The sequence below is a fragment of the Flavobacterium sp. IMCC34852 genome (assembly GCF_030643905.1).
Taxonomy (GTDB): Bacteria; Bacteroidota; Bacteroidia; order Flavobacteriales; family Flavobacteriaceae; genus Flavobacterium; species Flavobacterium rivulicola.
The window spans coordinates 1,803,189-1,821,939 of sequence record NZ_CP121446.1; the positions used below are offsets into that span (position 1 = coordinate 1,803,189).

Genomic DNA, 18,751 nt, shown 5'->3' on the forward strand with positions numbered 1-18,751 from the left:
TGTGGGTGGAATTATAAACTCAGCTTTTTTTTTTCTCCATCAAAAGTGATAGAGCTTATTTGCATCAGCGTGAGTTCAACCAACAGGCGTTGGTTTTGGGAAACTTTGTATTTTAAATCACAATCATTCGCCAAGTCAATTCCTTTCAAAAGAAATTCTTGTGAAGCTTTTTGCGATTGTTGTCCGTAGAGTTGTTGTGCCGCTTCACCCATTTCTAATAAAGAAAGTGTCGCCGGATTTTTGGCTACCAATAAATCCCTGAAATGCGAAGCCAATCCGGCAATAAAATGATGTCCGTCAAAACCTTTGGATAAAATATCATTATACGCCAATAAAACTTCGGGAATTTTATTTTCCAAAATCAAATCGGTCATATTAATATAAGTCTCGTAATCCAGAACGTTCAAGTTCTCCGTAACGGCTTGTCTTGTCAAATTATTTCCGCAAAAAGAAACCACACGGTCAAAAATCGATAACGCATCACGCATCGCACCATCGGCTTTTTGCGCAATAATGTGCAAAGCATCGTCTTCAAAAACTACGCCTTGACTGGTCGCCACTTCCGCCAAATGTTCTTTAGCATCTTTAACGGTTATGCGCTTGAAATCGAAAATTTGACAACGCGATAAGATAGTCGGAATGATTTTGTGTTTTTCGGTCGTGGCCAAAATGAATATGGCATGCTTAGGCGGTTCTTCCAAGGTTTTCAAAAACGCATTGAAAGCAGCCGAAGACAACATATGCACCTCGTCAATGATATACACTTTGTATTGTCCGGTTTGTGGCGGGATTCTAACTTGGTCAATCAGGTTTCGAATATCATCCACCGAGTTGTTAGAAGCAGCATCCAATTCGAAGACATTAAAAGCAAAATCCTCAAACGGATCATCATAACCGGGTTGGTTTATCTTTCGGGCCAAAATACGCGCACAAGTGGTTTTACCAACACCACGCGGACCGGTAAACAATAGGGCAGAAGCCAAGTGATTGTTTTCTATGGCATTGAGCAAAGTATTGGTAATAGCCTGTTGTCCAACAACGTCTTTAAACGTTTGCGGACGATACTTTCGGGCTGATACTACAAATTGTTCCATAGAAAAATAGTGTTCACAAATATAGATTAATAATTACGAATTCCAAATTACGAATTACGATAAATGTATCAATTTTTAATTCGTAATTCTTAATTCGTAATTGTTACCTTTGCGCCGCAGACCGCCTTATCGTTCCGATTTATCGGGAAGGAAAGTCCGGACACCACAGAGTAGCATAGCGGGTAACGCCCGTCCGTCGAGAGATGAGGACAAGTGCAACAGAAAGTATGTACAGGTAAGGCTGTAGTGAAACCAGGTAAACTCTATGCGGTGAAATTCCAAGTATATCGGCATTTAAGGGTTACTCGCCCGTTGTCGAAGGGTAGGAAGCTCGAGCCAATGAGCAATTGTTGGCCCAGATAAATGATAAGGGTTCGTTTCGATGAATACAGAATCCGGCTTATAGGTCTGCTTTTTTTTAAGTTGCTAAGTGGCTGAGTTTTCAGGAGCACACCAATAGGTTTTCTTTCACTAGTCGTCCCGCTATACATTGCAATCTTTGTCCTGAAATAAGTTCAGGCCAAAGGATTTCCATTCCTATCGGGGCTATAAAAAACGTCGAGTAGTTCTTTACTCTTCTTCAGTTTCCATATCGTCTGACTCCTCGTCATTGCTTTCAAACTCAAAGAAAGTAAACACCGAACCGCCATAGTTTTTTTGGAACGAATAATTTGCCATGTGATCTAGTTTGGTGTATTTTGAATGTTCAACGACTAACATGCCTTCTTCATCCAGTAATTCTCTTTCAAAAATCAGTTCGATGATTGTTTCAAATTCTTTTTGAGACATGCCATAAGGCGGATCGGCAAAAATGATGTCATAGTTGCCTTTGTGTTTTTCTAAAAACTTAAACACATCGCTTTTAATAGCGGTAATATCAAAGTCAAATTCCTTAGCGGTTTTTTTGATGAAAGTCACACAACCCATATCGCCGTCAACACACAATATTGGGGAACAACCTCGCGAAGCAAACTCATAACTGATACTTCCCGTACCGGCAAAAAGTTCTAATATTTTTAGTTCAGAAAAGTTGAAATGATTGTTGAGCACATTAAACAACGCTTCCTTACTCATATCTGTAGTCGGACGAACCGGAAGGTTTTTCGGCGGTGCTATTCTGCGACCTTTGTATTTGCCCGAGATGATTCTCATGAGTGTAATAGGATAAAGTGCTCGCGGTTTTCAGCTTCGGTGAATTGATTTTGCATCGAACTCACCTCAAACAAAGCAACGTTGCGCACATATTTATAAACGATATCGTAAAGCGCATCGCCTTCGGTAATTTTGCCTAACAATTCCATTTTAAAATGTTCCGGATTCAAATGCAGTTGTTCCGCAGCGAATAAGATGTAGTAAATAAAATCTTCAGGCGTTTTATAATCAAACGTATTGAAAAGCTGCAGCTTCTGATTTTGTACAATCACAATTTCAAAATGGTTGTCGCTGACATGCACAAACATCTTGCGCTCTTCATTGTTTTTCGAAACTTCCAATAATTTTTGAACCAGAATACTGTTGGCATGTTTGTAATCAAAAGTCCCAAATTGATCAATAAAATAGTTGTTCATATTCACATACGGAATGTAAACGTTATTCATTTCAAAGTTCGCCAATTCGTCAAACGCAAAAAAATCGGTTTCAAAAACTTTGGTGTTGAATTGCAAATAACTGCCTAAATAGTCTTCGTCAAACAAAGCCGTTGGTACAAAAGTAGACAGATTGTTACTGTGTACAACGACAATCTCGTCATAACCGGCTTTGAGTTCGGCATGCGTTTGAAAAGCTTCACCCAATAAATCTTCAATTTTAGAAGTCACATTAACCTTTCCCATTGAAATGGTTTTCAGCGTCAAAGGTTTATGGAGAATAGTATCAAAAGTCGCAAACGACAAGCCATTCAAGGAAACTTGAATCGCCAGTTTTCGGTAAGTTTTGTCGGTAACGCTGGTGTTTTGATACATAATAATTCCGTTCAAACGAACTTGGCAAACTTACAAATTTATACTGAACTTGTTTCAGTATCTGTAACATTTTACAACTAGCAGTCTATTTTCTTTTCTCTATTTTCTTTGCTCTAAATCACTATATTTGACCTTCAAATTTGACTCCCAATTGTTTATGACTTCCAGCCAGTTTTACAGCCTTTTACGCCAACAGTTTCCGTTTCAGCCGACTGTAAAACAGGATATTTTCTTTCAGCAGATTGCTAATTTTGTGACCAACAGTAATAAAAACGAATTGTTTGTTTTAAAAGGTTACGCCGGAACCGGAAAAACTACAGTCATTTCAGCTATAGTTAATAATTTGGGTGCAGCCAACAGAAAATATGTATTGTTGGCACCAACCGGCCGCGCCGCTAAAGTCATCGCTAATTATTCGAACAAGGCAGCTTTTACCATTCACAAGAAAATTTATTATCCTAAAAAAGGGAAAAATGGCGGAATGTCTTTCACATTAAAGGAGAATAAACACACCAATACTATTTTTATAGTCGATGAATCTTCGATGATTTCTGATGTGAATACCGAAGCCAAATTGTATGAAAACGGTTCGTTGCTTGATGATTTAATGGCCTATGTTTATAACGGCAACAATTGTAAATTAATTCTTCTGGGCGATACCGCTCAGTTGCCACCGGTACAGTTAGAGGTCAGTCCGGCACTCAATACCGATGCACTTTCCATGCATTACAATAAGGAAGTTTATTCAATTGAGTTGGACGAAGTAATGCGTCAGGAAGAAAAATCGGGAATTTTATTCAATGCTACCGAACTGCGAGAAATTTTGAAAAGCAGTTTTGTAGACACTTTTCAGTTCAATCTAAAAGGTTTCAAAGACATTGTTCGTTTGAGCGATGGTTTTGATATTCAAGACGCCATTCAAAGCGCCTACAGTAATTACAGTATTGAAGACACTTGTTTTATAGTGCGTTCCAATAAAAGAGCAAACCAATACAACCAGCAAATTCGAACCAAAATACTCGATAAAGAAAGCGAACTTTCGGTAGGCGATTATTTGATGGTGGTGAAGAACAATTATTTTTGGCTCAAAGAAACTGATGAAGCCGGATTTATTGCCAATGGCGATATAGTAGAAGTGTTGGAGATTTTCAATTTCAAAGAGTTGTACGGATTTAAATTTGCCAAAGTCAAACTCCGAATGGTTGATTATCCGAACCAAAGGCCTATTGAAACCATCTTATTGTTAGATACCATCACCAGCGAATCGCCATCATTGACATACGAAGAAAGCAATCGTTTGTACCAAGAAGTAATGAAAGATTACGAAGGCGAAGCCCAATACCGCAAATTCTTGAAAGTCAAAAACAACGAGTATTTCAACGCACTGCAAGTGAAATTCTCTTATGCCATAACGTGTCACAAGTCGCAAGGCGGACAATGGAATACGGTTTTTATCGAACAACCTTATTTGCCCAACGGCATTGATGTTGATTATGTACGTTGGTTATACACTGCCGTTACTCGTGCGAAAGATAAGTTGTATTTGATTGGGTTTAAAGAGGAGAGTTTTCTGGAAAATTAATAATAGGTAATCTCATATGTAGTCTTTTCGATTAGTTTTCCATTCAAATAACGGTCTCTTACCAAGATATTTCCGGTTTTGTCATAAGTGTTTTTATAGGTTGCCGTTTCAATGACGCTATCATCGTTTCGGTAAAAAGTTTTTTGGGTCAAGTTCCCTTTTTTGTCAATTTCCAGAGCAAAATATTCATTTTTATTCAAATTACTTAAAGGCTGACGTATGATATAACCCTTTTTGTTGAAGTGTTTTATTCCTATCATTTCGATCCCAAAAGTATCTACAATAGTTTTTGAGGTCAAAACCCCATTTTTGTAATCGTATTCAATTTTTGTGATTCCTTTTTCTTTGCCAAAATAGGAAACCCTTTTTTCAATAGGATTCTTGAATTTATCAAAACGAAGTGATTTCAAGGCAAAAACTCTTTTGTTATCAAATGATTTTTCTTCTATCCGATTTTTATTTTCATCATACTTATAAGTTGTAAACGATGTTTTGCTGTTGGAAACAGTCTCTGTTTCAACCAATAAACCATTATCATATTTATAATTGTGCTCATTTTGGTCAAATTCAGTCACTATTTTTTCATAAATAATATTGTTATGACTATCAAATTGTAAGACAGTAGTTTTTGCTAAAATAGTTGTGTCTTTTTTGATGAATTTGTATTCATAGTTTTTGATTGTCATCGTTTTAACCTTACCAACCAAAACCTGCGTATAATCTTTCTCAAAATCTTTAATTTTGACAGGATTACACGAACAAAAAATGATTAGAACAATGACACCTATTGACCTCATAATGATTTTAGATTTGGTATAAAAATATATAAAATAAATGTAGAATAATATTTTTCAAAACTTAGTACCTTAGCACCTCAGAACCTTAGTATCTCAGAACCTTATATGAAAATCATCGCCGTTATTCCAGCCCGTTATGCCTCCACCCGTTTTCCTGCCAAGTTGATGCAGGATTTAGGAGGGAAAACCGTTATTCTTCGCACTTATGAAGCGGCAGTTGGTACCGGTTTGTTTCAGGATGTTTTTGTGGTGACGGATTCGATTTTGATTTATGACGAAATCATCAACCACGGGGGTAAAGCCATTATGAGTGTTAAAGAGCACGAAAGTGGTAGTGACCGAATAGCAGAAGCGGTCGAACATTTAGATGTTGATATAGTAGTGAATGTTCAAGGAGATGAACCGTTCATTAACAAAGAACCTTTAGCCAAAGTGATTGAAGTTTTCAGAAATGATTTTGAGCAGAAAGTCGATTTGGCTTCTTTAATGTTTGAAATTACGGATCAAGATGAAATTAACAATCCGAATAACGTAAAAGTGGTAACCGACCAAAATGGTTTTGCCTTATACTTTTCGCGCTCGGTAATTCCGTATCCGCGTGAAGTAAATGTAGGCGTTCGTTATATGAAACACATTGGGATTTACGCCTTCCGCAAAGAAGCACTTTTGGCATTCTATCATTTGCCTATGAAATCTTTAGAAGCTTCCGAAAAGTTGGAACAATTGCGCTATTTAGAATTCGGCAAAAGAATCAAAATGGTAGAAACCACGCACGTTGGTATCGGAATTGATACGCCCGAGGATTTAGAAAAAGCCAGAAAGATGCTTTAATTTTATTCAACTTCATCATTGTCAAAATAGCCTTTGTTTTTTACTTTGTTAGAAAAGAAATTCAGAAAAAGTACCACAAACGACAAGAAGAACAACGCTTGTAAACTCACCAAAACTTTTCCAAATGTTGTAATCGGATAATAATCGCCAAAACCAATTGAGTTTGAGCTTACGATACTAAAGTAAATGGCGTCAAACCAATGTTCGAAAGGCTTGTTCATATTATTACCATGCGTATACAAAACGGCAAACGAAATCACGATTTCCATATAATTGAAAAAAAGCAACAGCATTGAACGTTTGTAAGAACGAGGTTTGTTGAATAAATCTGAAGCAAAAATTAAGGTCGGAATGTAAAGCACGGTTTCCAATAACAAATAAACCATAATTCCCATAATGAATTGGTCGTATTGCCAATGGTTGACTAAAATTACTATTGGGAAAACAAATTTGGCCAATACATAAAAATCGAGTGCTAAGTCTTGGTATTCGTGACCTAATTTATTGGCAATGTATTTAATGTACAAACCGGGAAAGAGCAATTGTGAAGAAGAAAGCAATAACCGCACTATTTTTTCAAGGCCGTTGTCGTCCTGATGATCATTGTTCCAAATGGCGCGAATGTTCAAGATTCTGCGAACTATGGGATTGTATTTGGGTTTGTCTCTTTGGGAAACTTTACCGATTAATAATTTTTTTAAGAATCCCATTAGTTTAGTTTTTTGATGGTAAATAGTTCGTTGTGAGTCTCCACTTTCGGATACATACGAAGTGAAAAATTACCGCCGAATTTATTTTTATAAAGTAAATTTCGTTCTTCGTCTTTTTTAGTAATCACCATGGTGTTAAACAATATAAACCCATTAGTATTAAGTAAATCATTAATTCGGTTGATAAAAAAATCTTCAAATAAAAAGTTAGGCATAATGGTATCCTGAAAAATATCAATAATTATCAAATCGTATTTCAATTTCGTTTTCAATACATACTCAAAAGCATCATCAATCACGATTTCCAAATTCGGAATTTCATTCAGTTTGAAATATTGATTGGCAATGTCCACAATGTTTTGATCAATTTCAACTCCCGTGATTTTACCTTTAAACTTGATTTCATCGGTCAAAGTTCGGATAACGCTTCCGCCGGCAACTCCAAGAACCAGTATGCTCTCAAACTTTTGGATACGGCTGTAACCTATGTATTTAAGCCCTTTGCGTAAAATTCGCTGCAAACTGCCAAAAGAATAATTAGTGTTCTTACTGTCGAGTACCAACTGACCATTGTTCCAAGTCACTTCAAGGGTTTTGCTTACAGGCGAATTTTTCGTGTATATATTAATTGGAACAAAATAGCTGAACAGTCTTCGAAGCATTGCTAAATATTTTTCTCAAAAATAAGAGATTAATGTTAAATTTACGAAAAATAAAGGTCATGAAAAAGCGGCTGTATAAATTTATTTTCTTCCGATTGATGGGCTGGAAAATAACCGGAACTATTGATGCTGGTTTAAAGAAATGTGTCATGATGGTTATGCCGCATACTTGTAATTTTGACTTCTTTATAGGGTTGTTTTGCCGAGGGATTATTGGATTAGAAATGAATTTTGTGGGCAAAAAAGAATTGTTCACTTTTCCTTTTGGGTATTATTTCAGAAGCATTGGCGGCGCGCCGTTAGACCGAAGTGGTGGGAAAAACAATGTTGATGCCACAGTAGAAGTGTTCAATTCCCGCGAAGTTTTCAGAATGGCTATTGCTCCGGAAGGTACGCGTAAGAAAGTAACCCAACTCAGAACCGGTTTTTATTATATTGCCTTAAAAGCAAATGTTCCGATAATCCCCATCGCTTTTGATTATGCTAAAAAAGAAGTGAAAATCGGGCAACCGGTGACACTTACCGGCAATTATGAGGAAGATATGAAGATAATTTTATCCCATTTTAAAGGCGTTCAAGGCAAATTTCCGGAAAGACAATTCCAAGTTTAAAACCAAACTGTTTTTTTTCTCGTAGGTAGTTTTAGTCAATAATCAACAAAAACTATTTACAATGAAAAAAACAATTTTTACCCTTGCCTTATTGTCTGTCGTGATGGTGTCATGTTCAGACGATACTAACAATGCTATGAACCAAGAACGTTCAGCCAACAAAGAGTTCATCCTTTTTACCACCAGTAACACCACAGGTAAAGTTTCGGTTACCGATTTAAACACAAACGGGATTAACAGCTTTACTGTAGCGTCTACAGATGCTGATGGTGCTTATTATTTTGATGACAGCGATGAACTTATTTTGGCTTCAAGAACCAACAACAGAGTTGAAGCTTACAGTGATGTTATGAATGCTGTGGCCATGAACTCTACGACGTTATCATTAACAGCTATGAGTACTTCCGACTTTACCAATGCCAGAGAAATTGCTGTTTCCGGTGATAAAGTGGTGGTTACTCAAGACCAAAGTGCCGCTAATAACAACACCAACAAGTTAATCGTTTACCAAAAAACAGCTTCCGGTTTTATGTTGTTAAACAGCTACACCGTGAATTTTAAAACTTGGGGAATCCATTTAGAAGGTGACACTTTATACGCTGTTGCTGATTTGACCGGTGATTTGTTGTCGTTTGAAAATTTCTTTGCCAATGTTGATGGCACCATTTTGCCGACCAAAAGAGTAACTGTCGAAGGATTGGTAAGAACTCACGGGATTACTTATTCAAAAAGAAGTAACACTATGGTTTTAACTGATGTTGGTTTAGCAGCTTCTGATTCAGATGGTGGTGTTATTGTACTTAAAGGGTTTACCGAGTTGTTTGCGGCTACGCCAAATATGGGAACGATTGCTATGAACAAACAAATCAGAATTTACGGTTCTAATACTTCTTTAGGCAATCCGGTGGATGTGGCTTATGACAATTTCACCAAAACCATTTACGTAGCCGAAAGGTTAAACGGCGGCGGCAAACTACTTACTTTTGATTTACCGAATTCCAATGTAAATGCTATGCCAACCGGTTCAAGACCTGAACCGGGCGTGAGTAGTGTTTACCTTTTCAGAGAATAATGTTGTTTAGGTTATAATTGGTTAAAAACCTTCGGTACTCAAGTATCGAAGGTTTTTTTATAGGGTTGAATTTGGAGTTTTCTTTTTGCTTAAATTTGGCACATGAATTATTTACACCTGCATCAGCAATACAAAGCCGAAAGTCTTTTCGGAAGATATATTACATTAAAACATATTGAACCGCTATTAGCAAAACATCCAACGTCCATAGTAGGTCATTCTGTTTTGGGAAAACCTATTTACCAGCTGCTTTTAGGTTCGGGTAAAACCAAAGTTTTGATGTGGTCGCAAATGCACGGTAATGAAAGCACTACGACCAAAGCTTTATTCGATTTTATTAATTTTCTCCATTCTGATACTAAAGAAAGTCGGGAGATTTTAAATTCGTTTACTTTTTGTTTGTTACCCATGCTAAACCCGGATGGATCCGAATTATATACTCGTGAAAACGCCAATGGTATTGACTTAAACCGTGATGCCCAAGATTTATCCCAACCGGAAAGCCAAGTCTTGCGACAAGTTTTTGAAAATTTCCAACCTGATTTTTGCTATAATTTGCACGATCAACGTACTATATACGGAGTTGCGGATTCGGGCAAGCCTGCCACAGTTTCGTTTTTGGCACCGGCTTATAATGAGAATAGAGACATTAATGTTGTTCGAACCAAAGCCATGAGCGTTATTGTTGCTATGAATCAAACTTTGCAAACTTTGATTCCCAATCAAGTCGGAAGATTTGATGATTCCTTCAATTTTAATTGTGTTGGAGATACGTTTCAGTTTTTAAAAGTACCGACCATTTTATTTGAAGCCGGGCATTTTCCTGAAGATTATGAACGCGAAGAGACTAGAAAATACATTTTTATAGCCTTACTATCCGGAATTCAATATTTATACGAAAACGATATAGTTGACAATAAAAACGAGGATTATTTAAAAATTCCGCAAAATAAAGTCATTTTTTACGATTTTGTTTATAAAAATGTTAAAATAAATTATGATGATAAAGAAAAAATTATCAATTTTGCAGCGCAATACAATGAAGTTCTGAATAAAGGTAAAGTTACTTTTGAAGCAAGAATAGCTCAAATAGACAATTTAGATAATTATTTCGGTCACAAGATACTAGACGCAAAAGGCGAAGTATATCATGATAACGATGCTGATTTTCCGAATATCGAACAAAATGCTGACTTTTATTTAGGAAAGAATATAAAAATCGTTAATGGCTTGATAAATAATTAACAATTAACTTTTTTTATTGAAAAAAATGTATTTTTTTTGTGTAGTTTTTTAAATAAACCAATAAATAGTTTTATGAGTAAGTTTCGCTTAGATGAAGTAGACCACCAAATCTTGGATATGTTGATTGACAACACCAGAATTCCATTTACAGATATCGCCAAAAAATTATTGATTTCTGCCGGAACCGTTCACGTAAGAGTGAAGAAAATGGAAGATTCAGGAATCATTATGGGTTCGTCATTGTCTTTGGATTATGAAAAATTAGGGTATTCTTTCATCGCTTATGTTGGAGTATTCTTAAACAACACTTCACAAACTAAATTCGTTTTAGAAAGAATCAACGAAATCCCATATGTAACTGTGGCTCACGTAACTACAGGTAAATTCAATATCTTCTGTAAAATCAGAGCTAAAGATACCAAACACGCGAAAGACGTAATCTTTATGATTGATGACATCGAAGGCGTTTACAGAACAGAAACGATGATTTCACTGGAAGAAAGTATCAATGATAAAAAACGTTTGATGCACACTATCTTCCAAGAGTTAGACTAGTCAGAACCAAAATAAATTTAAGACCTCAAGTGAAAGCTTGAGGTTTTTTTATTAATTTAAGCCAAAATTCCCGCGCCATGTACACCTTACCCAAAATTGAGCGTTTCAACCAAAATGTATTGTCAAAGTACCACATTTACAACAGTGTGTTTATTACGTTACCATTTGATGCCATTGACAATACCGGTGTTTTATTGCCTTTGTTTTCTGAGGTCTGCGATAGCGGTTTTAAAAACAATTGGTCGCCTAAACAAATTGTCGATTTCTTTGCCGACAAGTATTTGGACCAAGCGACCGAAGACCAAAAAATAGATTTGATGTTTCGCTTTATTCAGTATGTTGAGCGTCAGATTGTACTGTTTGATGCCATAGAAGATGCCGCATTTCCGATAGTGAATAATTTGGAAGGTCGAGGTTCATTGCGCGATATCAAAGAAAAGACTGAAGCCAAAGACAAGCGCAAAGAACTGATTGATTTTTTGGAAAGTTTTAATGTGCGTACTGTTTTAACAGCCCATCCAACACAGTTTTATCCGGGTTCGGTATTGGGTATTATCACCGATTTGACCGAAGCCGTTCGCGTTAATGATTTGATTAAAATCAAGCAATTGTTGGCCCAACTCGGGAAAACGCCATTTATTAAAAAAGAAAAACCGACGCCTTTTGATGAAGCGGTGAGCCTGATTTGGTACCTCGAAAATGTATTTTACCAAACGATAGGCGAGATGATGCAGTATTTGCAAAAGAACATCTTTGAAGGCAATATTATTGAGAATCCAATTGTCAACTTAGGCTTTTGGCCTGGTGGCGACCGAGACGGAAATCCGTTTGTAACTCCGGAAATTACTGAGAAAGTTGCCAAGCGTTTGCGCACCTCAATCTTAAAATGTTACTATTTTGATATTCGAAATTTAAAAAGAAAACTGACGTTTAACGAAGTTGATAAAATTATAGCGAGTTTAGAATACAAACTTTACCGCTCCGTATTTTATTCACAAGGTGAAGTGTTTATTTCTCTGGAAGAATTGAAAAACGAATTAAATATTATCAAGCAAATCATTATCGAAAAACACCAATCGTTGTATTTGGATGAAATCAATTTGCTGTTGCAAAAAATCACGCAGTTTGGTTTTCACTTTGCGTCGTTAGACATTCGCCAAAACAGTAAAATTCACAATCAGGTTTTTGATGATATAGTTTCGGTGTTAAAAAAAGAGAAGGAATTGTATTTTCCGGATGATTTTGAGACCATGACTGAAGCGGATAAAATGGAAGTGGTGTCTAAATTAAAGTTTGATTTTAGCAATCATTTCTTTGAAAATGAGTTGACGCGTTCTACTTTAGACACTATTAAATTGATGCGTGAAATCCAAAATGACAATGGTGAAAAAGGGTGTAATCGATACATCATCAGCAATAATGAAAGTGCCTTAAATGTGATGGAAACCTTTGCGATGTTCCGACTTTTGAATTGGGAAAATCCAACGGTAGATATTATTCCGTTATTTGAATCGGTTGATGATTTGCAAAATGCTCATGAAATTATGGAGCAACTGTATCAAAATACCATCTATAGAAATCATTTAAAAGAACGAAAAGACAAGCAAACCGTAATGTTGGGTTTCTCTGACGGAACGAAAGATGGCGGTTATTTGATGGCGAATTGGAGTATTTTCAAAGCCAAAGAAATGATTACCAAAATATCTCGCGAATACGGAATCAAGGTGATTTTCTTTGATGGTCGTGGCGGACCGCCGGCGCGTGGCGGTGGCAAAACGCATAAGTTTTATGCATCATTGGGTTCAACCATTGAAAATCAAGCGATACAAGTTACAGTACAAGGACAAACGATAAGTTCCAATTTTGGCACCTTAGATTCTTGTCGGTACAATTTAGAAAACCTTTTAAGTGCCGGAGTCGCCAATCAGATATTTAATAAAGACGAAAACAATTTGTCTGAATCTGAAAAAGCGATTATAGATTCTTTGGCGGAATTGGGTTACCAAAAATACATCGACTTTAAAAACCATCCGAAGTTTATTCCGTATTTGGAACAAATGAGTACGTTGAAATATTATTCCAAAGCCAATATTGGTAGCCGACCTTCTAAACGCAATACAGATGATAAATTAAATTTCGCCGATTTGCGTGCGATTCCGTTTGTAAGTTCGTGGAGCCAATTAAAACAAAACGTTCCCGGATTTTTTGGTGTCGGAACTGCTTTGAAATATTTTGAAACTAACCATCGTTGGGAAGAAGTACAAGACTTATACAACAACTCTTTATTCTTTAGAACATTGCTGGAAAACAGTATGATGTCGTTGGCCAAATGTTATTTTCCGTTGACAGCTTATATGAAGAATGACGCGGAGTTTGGTGCTTTTTGGCAAATCATTTTCGACGAATTTCAAGAAACCAAACGCTTGCTTTTAAAAATCGCCGGACATACAGAACTGATGCAAAATTATCCCGATGGTAAAGCTTCAATCGCTATGCGTGAACAGATAGTGTTGCCGTTATTGACCATCCAACAATATGCTTCCTCACAAATCAATGCGTTGAAAAAGCAAACGACGTTTGATGAGAAATTGGTAGCAACTTATGAAAAATTAGTCACACGATCGTTGTTTGGGAATACAAATGCGAGTCGGAATTCGGCTTAAATCAATTAAATAGTAATATACTTAAAAAATCATCATGAGAAAATCACAACTCCATACCGATGAATATGCTCCTTATTACGGCACTTATATCGATACAGTTACCGAAGAATACAACTTAATCGAAGAACTGGAAATTTCGGTTCATCGCCTAGTGAAATTTGTGCAAAACATTCCACTGGATAAATTTGATTACCGCTACGCCGAGGGCAAATGGACGATTAAAGATATTTTGTTACACCTTATTGATGCCGAAAGAATTTTTGCTTACAGAGCGTTGCGTTTTGCCCGAAAGGACGAAACACCTTTGGCCAGTTTTGATGAAAATACTTATGTAGACGAAGCAAATGCTAACAATAGAAGCATTCAAGATTTATTGAGTGAAATGCTGGTAGTAAGACAATCGACATTAGCATTATACAAATCTTTTTCAGAAGAACAGTTATTGCGTAAAGGCATCGCTTCAAATAATCCTATGTCGGTAAGAGCTTTAGGCTTTACGATTATTGGGCATCAAAATCACCATCAGCGTATATTTCAAGAGCGATATTTAGATTAAAAGCAAAATCCCAAATTCACATTTGAACTTGGGATTTTTTTTATTTCGTAATTCGTAATTTCTAATTCATAATTCTATTACTCTTCATCATCATCTTCTTCAAAGTTGTCTGAATCGGCAAAATCATCATCATCAATATCATCGTCATCGTCGTCATCAGAACCGCCTTTGTCTTTTAGAGGATCGATTTCTACATCGTCATCTTCGGATGGTAAATCATCATCATCAAGATCTAAACCTTTGATTGGTTCAATTGGTTCAACTACAGCATCGATGTCGTCTTCTTCATCATACTTTTCCATGCGGCTAGCTAATTTGGTACTTACTTTAACCAAATAAATGGTATCTTCAGTTCGTACTTCCACTGCTTCAATCAACTCGTTTTGAGCATTTCTGAAACGAATAATGTCGGTATCATCATAGCCTTCAGGAAACTTCTCTACTAAAAGGTTTAGGATGTCTCCGGTTAGTTTGGCATAGTCTACAATAATTCTTCTCATAAAAAAATCTTTTATAAATCCAGTAAGTAAGCAAAAATTAGTGGAGCAACGATAGTTGCATCCGATTCAATAATAAATTTTGGGGTATTAATGTCAAGTTTTCCCCAAGTGATTTTCTCATTTGGGACAGCTCCTGAATAAGAACCGTAACTTGTAGTGGAATCTGAAATTTGGCAGAAATAACTCCAAAACGGAACGTCGTGCATTTCCATGTCTTGGTATAACATCGGTACCACACAAATAGGGAAGTCACCTGCAATTCCGCCGCCAATTTGGAAGAAGCCAACGCCTCTGCCCGAAGAGTTTTTAGGATACCAATCGGCTAACCACATCATATATTCGATGCCGCTTTTCATGGTAGTAGGTTTGAAGGTGCCTTTGATACAATAGGAAGCAAAAATGTTTCCCATGGTACTGTCTTCCCAACCCGGTACTACAATCGGTAAGTTTTTCTCAGCCGCTGCTACCATCCAAGAATCTTTCGGGTCAATTTCGTAGTATTGTTTTAAAACGCCTGAATTGATCATTTGGTACATAAATTCATGCGGAAAATAACGTTCTCCTTTTGAATCGGCATTGTGCCAAATGTCGTATAAGTGTGATTGTAATCTGCGGAAAGCTTCTTCTTCAGGAATACAAGTATCGGTTACTCTGTTGAAATGGTTTTCTAATAAATCCCACTCTTCTTGTGGTGATAAATCGCGGTAGTTTGGTACTCTTTTATAAGAGTTGTGCGCTACCAAATTCATAATGTCTTCTTCCAAATTGGCGCCGGTACAAGAAATAATATGCACTTTGTCTTGACGAATCATTTCGGCTAATGATTTTCCTAATTCGGCTGTACTCATCGCACCGGCCAAGGTTATCATCATTTTTCCGTTGTCAAGTAAGTGTTCTTCGTAACCTTTTGCAGCATCAACTAAAGCGGCTGCATTGAAGTGAAGGTAGTTTTTTTCTATAAACTGACTAATTGGTCCTTTACTCATTGTTGTTTGTTGTTTGTTTGTAGTTTACCTGTCAAAGAAAAACTTTTTTTCTCTGACGGCAAACACTTTTTTAAAAAATTATTATAAATATAAAATTGCTTTTTTAATCTGATTATCAGGCGTTTATTTTTTATCGTAGCCTAATATTTTTAAGACATCCTCTGAACTTTGTTGTTCCGAGAATACTTCGGTAGCCAAAATACCGTTTTCATCACGGTCAATCAAAATGTGTTTTGGTTGTGGAATCAAACAGTGGTGTAGTCCGCCAAAACCACCAATAGTTTCTTGGTATGCTCCGGTGTTAAAGAATCCTATGTAAAGGGGTTTTTCTTTGTTGTATTTAGGCAAATACACCGCATTCATGTGTTGTTCGGAATTGTAATAGTCATCGCTGTCGCAAGTCATCCCACCTAAAAGAACTCTTTCATAAGTGTCATTCCAACGGTTAACGGCCAACATTACGAAGCGTTTGTTAATCGCCCAAGTATCCGGTAAAGTGGTGATGAAAGAGGAATCAATCATATTCCAGTTTTCACGGTCATTTTGTTTCTTTTGGTACAAAACTTGGTAGATGGCACCGCCTGATTCTCCTACGGTAAACGAGCCGAATTCGGTGAAAATGTGTGGTACGTCTACTTCTGCTTCGTCACAAGCTATTTTGATTTGGTTGAGTATTTCATCAATCATGTATTGATAATCGTATTCAAAAGCCAAGGAGTTTTTGATGGGAAAACCACCGCCAATATTCAAACTGTCGAGCGTAGGGCATTCTCTTTTCAAGGCAATGTAAACTTTCATACATTTTAACAACTCATTCCAATAGTAAGCTGTGTCGCGAATACCGGTATTGATAAAGAAGTGCAACATTTTAAGCTCCACTTGTTTGTTCTCCTGAATTTGTTTTCTGTAAAACGGTACTATGTCTTTGTAACCAATGCCCAAACGAGAAGTATAAAACTCAAATTTGGGTTCTTCCTCAGCGGCAATACGAATACCGATTTTGAATTTTCCTTTAATTTGTTCCTGAAGCAAATCCAATTCTTCATAGTTGTCTATAACCGGGATGGTCTTGTTATGACCATTGTTCATCAAACGGGCAATATTCGAAACATATTCATCGCGTTTGAAGCCATTGCACACTACATAAGTATTTTTGTTGATTTTGCCTTCTTCCATCAATTTTTCTACAATATTGATGTCATAAGCAGACGAAGTTTCGATATGGATATTGTTTTTAAAAGCTTCGTTCATGATAAACTTGAAGTGAGAGCTTTTGGTGCAATAGCAATAATAGTATTTGCCTTCGTAACCGTTTTTTTCCATCGCTTTTCTAAACCAACCTTTGGCTTTATTAATATTATTAGAGATAGCCGGCAGATAAGTAAATTTTAACGGTGTACCGTATTGCTCAACCAGTTTCATCAAATCGATATTGTGAAACTGAAGGTTGTCTTTGTTTAAGGTAAATTCTTCTTGCGGGAAGTAGAAAGTTTGGTTAATTAAGTCGTAATATTTAGTGTTCATTTAGGATACAGAATTTCAGATTAAATTATTTTTAAAGACAAAATAATCTCCGATTCAAACCCTGATGTTGGCATAAATAATAGGTAATTTTTCTTGGAATAAAAAAGTAATCGGGGAACACAAAGCAGTAGGGTCATTTTTTTGATTTAAAAAATGGGAATCAAAAGCTAAGAAATGATGGGTAATTTCTTGACTGTAAATACTGTAGTTAGTAGTGTTGACACTTTTTTTCATTAGGGCAAATGTAAAAAATTATATTCTCGAAATACAACTATTGTTGTGAAAAAAATATTAGTTTTTATAATCTTTGAAAGATTCTATAATTAATTCATTATCAACTTCTTGATTGATTTTAATTTTGCCGATACCTTCAAGCAAAGCAAATTGTATTTTGCCGTACTCATTTTTTTTGTCGTGAATCAATAAATCAAGTATGGGTTGAAGGTCATTTTCTTCAAAAATAATAGGGTCAAAAATGGCCGTAATGGCCGTTTTTATTTCTTGGTATTCTGCAGCAGAAAGTAGTCCTTTTTGCCTGGAAATAAAACTCTCTAATATCATTCCAACAGCAATGGCTTCACCATGCAACAAAGTTTTTTTATTTTGGTTTTCAAGAAAATAGCTCTCAATGGCATGGCCTAAAGTATGTCCGAAATTCAGGGCTTTGCGAATCCCGTTCTCGGTTGGGTCTTGCATTACGATTTCATTTTTGATTTCAATAGAGCGGTGAATTAATTCATCGAAATCGGCAAAATCGGTTTGGCTCAAATCGCTAAATTGTGACCAATAACTCGCGTCAAAAATCAATCCGTGTTTGAGCATTTCAGCCAAGCCTGAACGCATTTCGTTTTGTGGTAAAGTGGATAAGAATTCTGTATCGATTAAAACCATTTTAGGAACATTAATGACACCGATTTGGTTTTTCAAATTGCCTAAATCTACTCCGTTTTTACCTCCTATAGAAGCATCAACCATGGCCAATAATGTAGTAGGAATATTGATAAAATCGATACCTCTTTTAAAAGTTGAAGCTACAAATCCACCGATATCGGTAATTACGCCGCCACCAATGTTGATCAAAAGGGTTTTTCTGTCGGCACCTAATTCGGTCAGGATATTCCAAATCTCAACACAAGTATGGATGTTTTTTTCGGCTTCGCCCGATTCAATTTCAATGATTTCGATGGTTTTGTCGGTGACTAAAAAGGATAAAAAGCGCAATAAACACAATTCGTTAGTGTGGCTGTCCACTAAAATAAACAAGTTGGAATAGTTGTTATTTTTAATGAAAGCATTGAGGGTTTCGTATTCTTTTTCTCCGAATAAAACCGGGTAACCGTTGGCTTGAATGGTTTGCATTTTTTTGTCAAATTGTGCCCCAAAAATAAGGTAAAAATTAATA

Annotated in this window: 19 protein-coding genes and 1 other RNA gene; 9 read left to right on the forward strand and 11 right to left on the reverse strand. The window is 36.3% G+C overall.

From position 1 onward, the window contains the following. Positions 1–11: 11 nt before the first annotated feature. On the reverse strand, positions 12–1,094 hold the full coding sequence (gene dnaX / locus P7V56_RS07800) for a DNA polymerase III subunit gamma/tau (RefSeq protein WP_171223194.1): 1,083 nt from the start codon (positions 1,092–1,094) through the stop codon (positions 12–14). A 113-nt stretch (positions 1,095–1,207) separates the two neighbouring features. Between dnaX and rnpB the strand changes: the two genes are divergently transcribed. After that, positions 1,208–1,513: RNase P RNA component class A (rnpB, locus tag P7V56_RS07805), an RNA gene on the forward strand. Between the two features lie 151 nt (positions 1,514–1,664). Here rnpB and rsmD read toward each other — a convergent pair. Next, complete coding sequence (rsmD, locus tag P7V56_RS07810; protein ID WP_171223193.1) at positions 1,665–2,246, reverse strand: 16S rRNA (guanine(966)-N(2))-methyltransferase RsmD; 582 nt, start codon at positions 2,244–2,246, stop codon at positions 1,665–1,667. Further along, positions 2,243–3,055, reverse strand: a complete 813-nt coding sequence (locus tag P7V56_RS07815; RefSeq protein WP_205959399.1) for a DUF3822 family protein — start codon at positions 3,053–3,055, stop codon at positions 2,243–2,245. The genes rsmD and P7V56_RS07815 overlap by 4 nt, the downstream gene beginning before the upstream one ends. Positions 3,056–3,212: 157 nt before the next feature. Here P7V56_RS07815 and P7V56_RS07820 point away from each other — a divergent pair, with 157 nt between their 5' ends. Next, positions 3,213–4,637: an ATP-dependent DNA helicase gene (locus tag P7V56_RS07820; RefSeq protein WP_171223203.1), complete on the forward strand. Its 1,425-nt coding sequence runs from the start codon at positions 3,213–3,215 to the stop codon at positions 4,635–4,637. Here the strand turns inward: P7V56_RS07820 and P7V56_RS07825 are convergent. Beyond that, entirely contained in the window at positions 4,634–5,434 is an 801-nt protein-coding gene (locus P7V56_RS07825) for a hypothetical protein (RefSeq protein WP_171223192.1), read from the reverse strand. The two genes, P7V56_RS07820 and P7V56_RS07825, sit on opposite strands and share 4 nt — an antisense overlap. Positions 5,435–5,539: 105 nt before the next feature. Here P7V56_RS07825 and kdsB point away from each other — a divergent pair, with 105 nt between their 5' ends. Next, positions 5,540–6,265 (forward strand): 3-deoxy-manno-octulosonate cytidylyltransferase, encoded by a 726-nt coding sequence (kdsB, locus tag P7V56_RS07830; protein ID WP_171223191.1) that lies wholly within the window; start codon positions 5,540–5,542, stop codon positions 6,263–6,265. Positions 6,266–6,267: 2 nt separating this feature from the next. Here the strand turns inward: kdsB and P7V56_RS07835 are convergent, their stop codons facing one another. Further along, positions 6,268–6,975 (reverse strand): potassium channel family protein, encoded by a 708-nt coding sequence (locus P7V56_RS07835; RefSeq protein WP_171223190.1) that lies wholly within the window; start codon positions 6,973–6,975, stop codon positions 6,268–6,270. Continuing rightward, the gene (locus tag P7V56_RS07840; protein WP_171223189.1) at positions 6,975–7,637 is read right to left on the reverse strand and encodes a spermidine synthase; all 663 of its coding nucleotides are present in this window, start codon (positions 7,635–7,637) and stop codon (positions 6,975–6,977) included. Before P7V56_RS07840 ends, P7V56_RS07835 begins: the two co-directional genes overlap by 1 nt. A 59-nt stretch (positions 7,638–7,696) precedes the next feature. Here P7V56_RS07840 and P7V56_RS07845 point away from each other — a divergent pair, with 59 nt between their 5' ends. From P7V56_RS07845 to P7V56_RS07870, 6 genes are all read left to right on the forward strand, one after another. Next, complete coding sequence (locus P7V56_RS07845) at positions 7,697–8,248, forward strand: 1-acyl-sn-glycerol-3-phosphate acyltransferase (RefSeq protein WP_171223188.1); 552 nt, start codon at positions 7,697–7,699, stop codon at positions 8,246–8,248. Positions 8,249–8,309: 61 nt separating this feature from the next. After that, on the forward strand, positions 8,310–9,320 hold the full coding sequence (locus P7V56_RS07850) for a hypothetical protein (protein WP_171223187.1): 1,011 nt from the start codon (positions 8,310–8,312) through the stop codon (positions 9,318–9,320). Positions 9,321–9,422: 102 nt separating this feature from the next. Further along, on the forward strand, positions 9,423–10,565 hold the full coding sequence (locus P7V56_RS07855; RefSeq protein WP_171223186.1) for a M14 family metallopeptidase: 1,143 nt from the start codon (positions 9,423–9,425) through the stop codon (positions 10,563–10,565). Between the two features lie 72 nt (positions 10,566–10,637). Next, positions 10,638–11,120, forward strand: coding sequence for an Lrp/AsnC family transcriptional regulator (locus P7V56_RS07860; protein ID WP_121313528.1), 483 nt, complete (start codon positions 10,638–10,640; stop codon positions 11,118–11,120). 77 nt (positions 11,121–11,197) lie between these two features. Beyond that, complete coding sequence (locus P7V56_RS07865) at positions 11,198–13,783, forward strand: phosphoenolpyruvate carboxylase (protein ID WP_171223185.1); 2,586 nt, start codon at positions 11,198–11,200, stop codon at positions 13,781–13,783. A 34-nt stretch (positions 13,784–13,817) separates the two neighbouring features. Then, on the forward strand, positions 13,818–14,339 hold the full coding sequence (locus P7V56_RS07870; RefSeq protein ID WP_171223184.1) for a DinB family protein: 522 nt from the start codon (positions 13,818–13,820) through the stop codon (positions 14,337–14,339). 77 nt (positions 14,340–14,416) lie between these two features. Here P7V56_RS07870 and P7V56_RS07875 read toward each other — a convergent pair whose 3' ends face one another. The 5 genes from P7V56_RS07875 to aroB all read right to left on the reverse strand — a co-directional run bounded on the left by P7V56_RS07875 (position 14,417) and on the right by aroB (position 18,708). Then, positions 14,417–14,839 carry a DNA primase gene (locus P7V56_RS07875; RefSeq protein WP_171223183.1) on the reverse strand — a complete coding sequence of 141 codons (423 nt, stop codon included), beginning with the start codon at positions 14,837–14,839 and terminating at the stop codon, positions 14,417–14,419. Between the two features lie 11 nt (positions 14,840–14,850). Next, positions 14,851–15,825: a deoxyhypusine synthase family protein gene (locus P7V56_RS07880; RefSeq protein ID WP_171223182.1), complete on the reverse strand. Its 975-nt coding sequence runs from the start codon at positions 15,823–15,825 to the stop codon at positions 14,851–14,853. Between the two features lie 123 nt (positions 15,826–15,948). Then, positions 15,949–17,349 (reverse strand): arginine decarboxylase, encoded by a 1,401-nt coding sequence (locus tag P7V56_RS07885; protein ID WP_171223181.1) that lies wholly within the window; start codon positions 17,347–17,349, stop codon positions 15,949–15,951. A gap of 54 nt (positions 17,350–17,403) precedes the next feature. Beyond that, the gene (locus tag P7V56_RS07890; RefSeq protein ID WP_171223180.1) at positions 17,404–17,583 is read right to left on the reverse strand and encodes a hypothetical protein; all 180 of its coding nucleotides are present in this window, start codon (positions 17,581–17,583) and stop codon (positions 17,404–17,406) included. A 57-nt stretch (positions 17,584–17,640) separates the two neighbouring features. After that, positions 17,641–18,708 (reverse strand): 3-dehydroquinate synthase, encoded by a 1,068-nt coding sequence (gene aroB / locus P7V56_RS07895; protein WP_171223179.1) that lies wholly within the window; start codon positions 18,706–18,708, stop codon positions 17,641–17,643. Between the last annotated feature and the right edge of the window lie 43 nt (positions 18,709–18,751).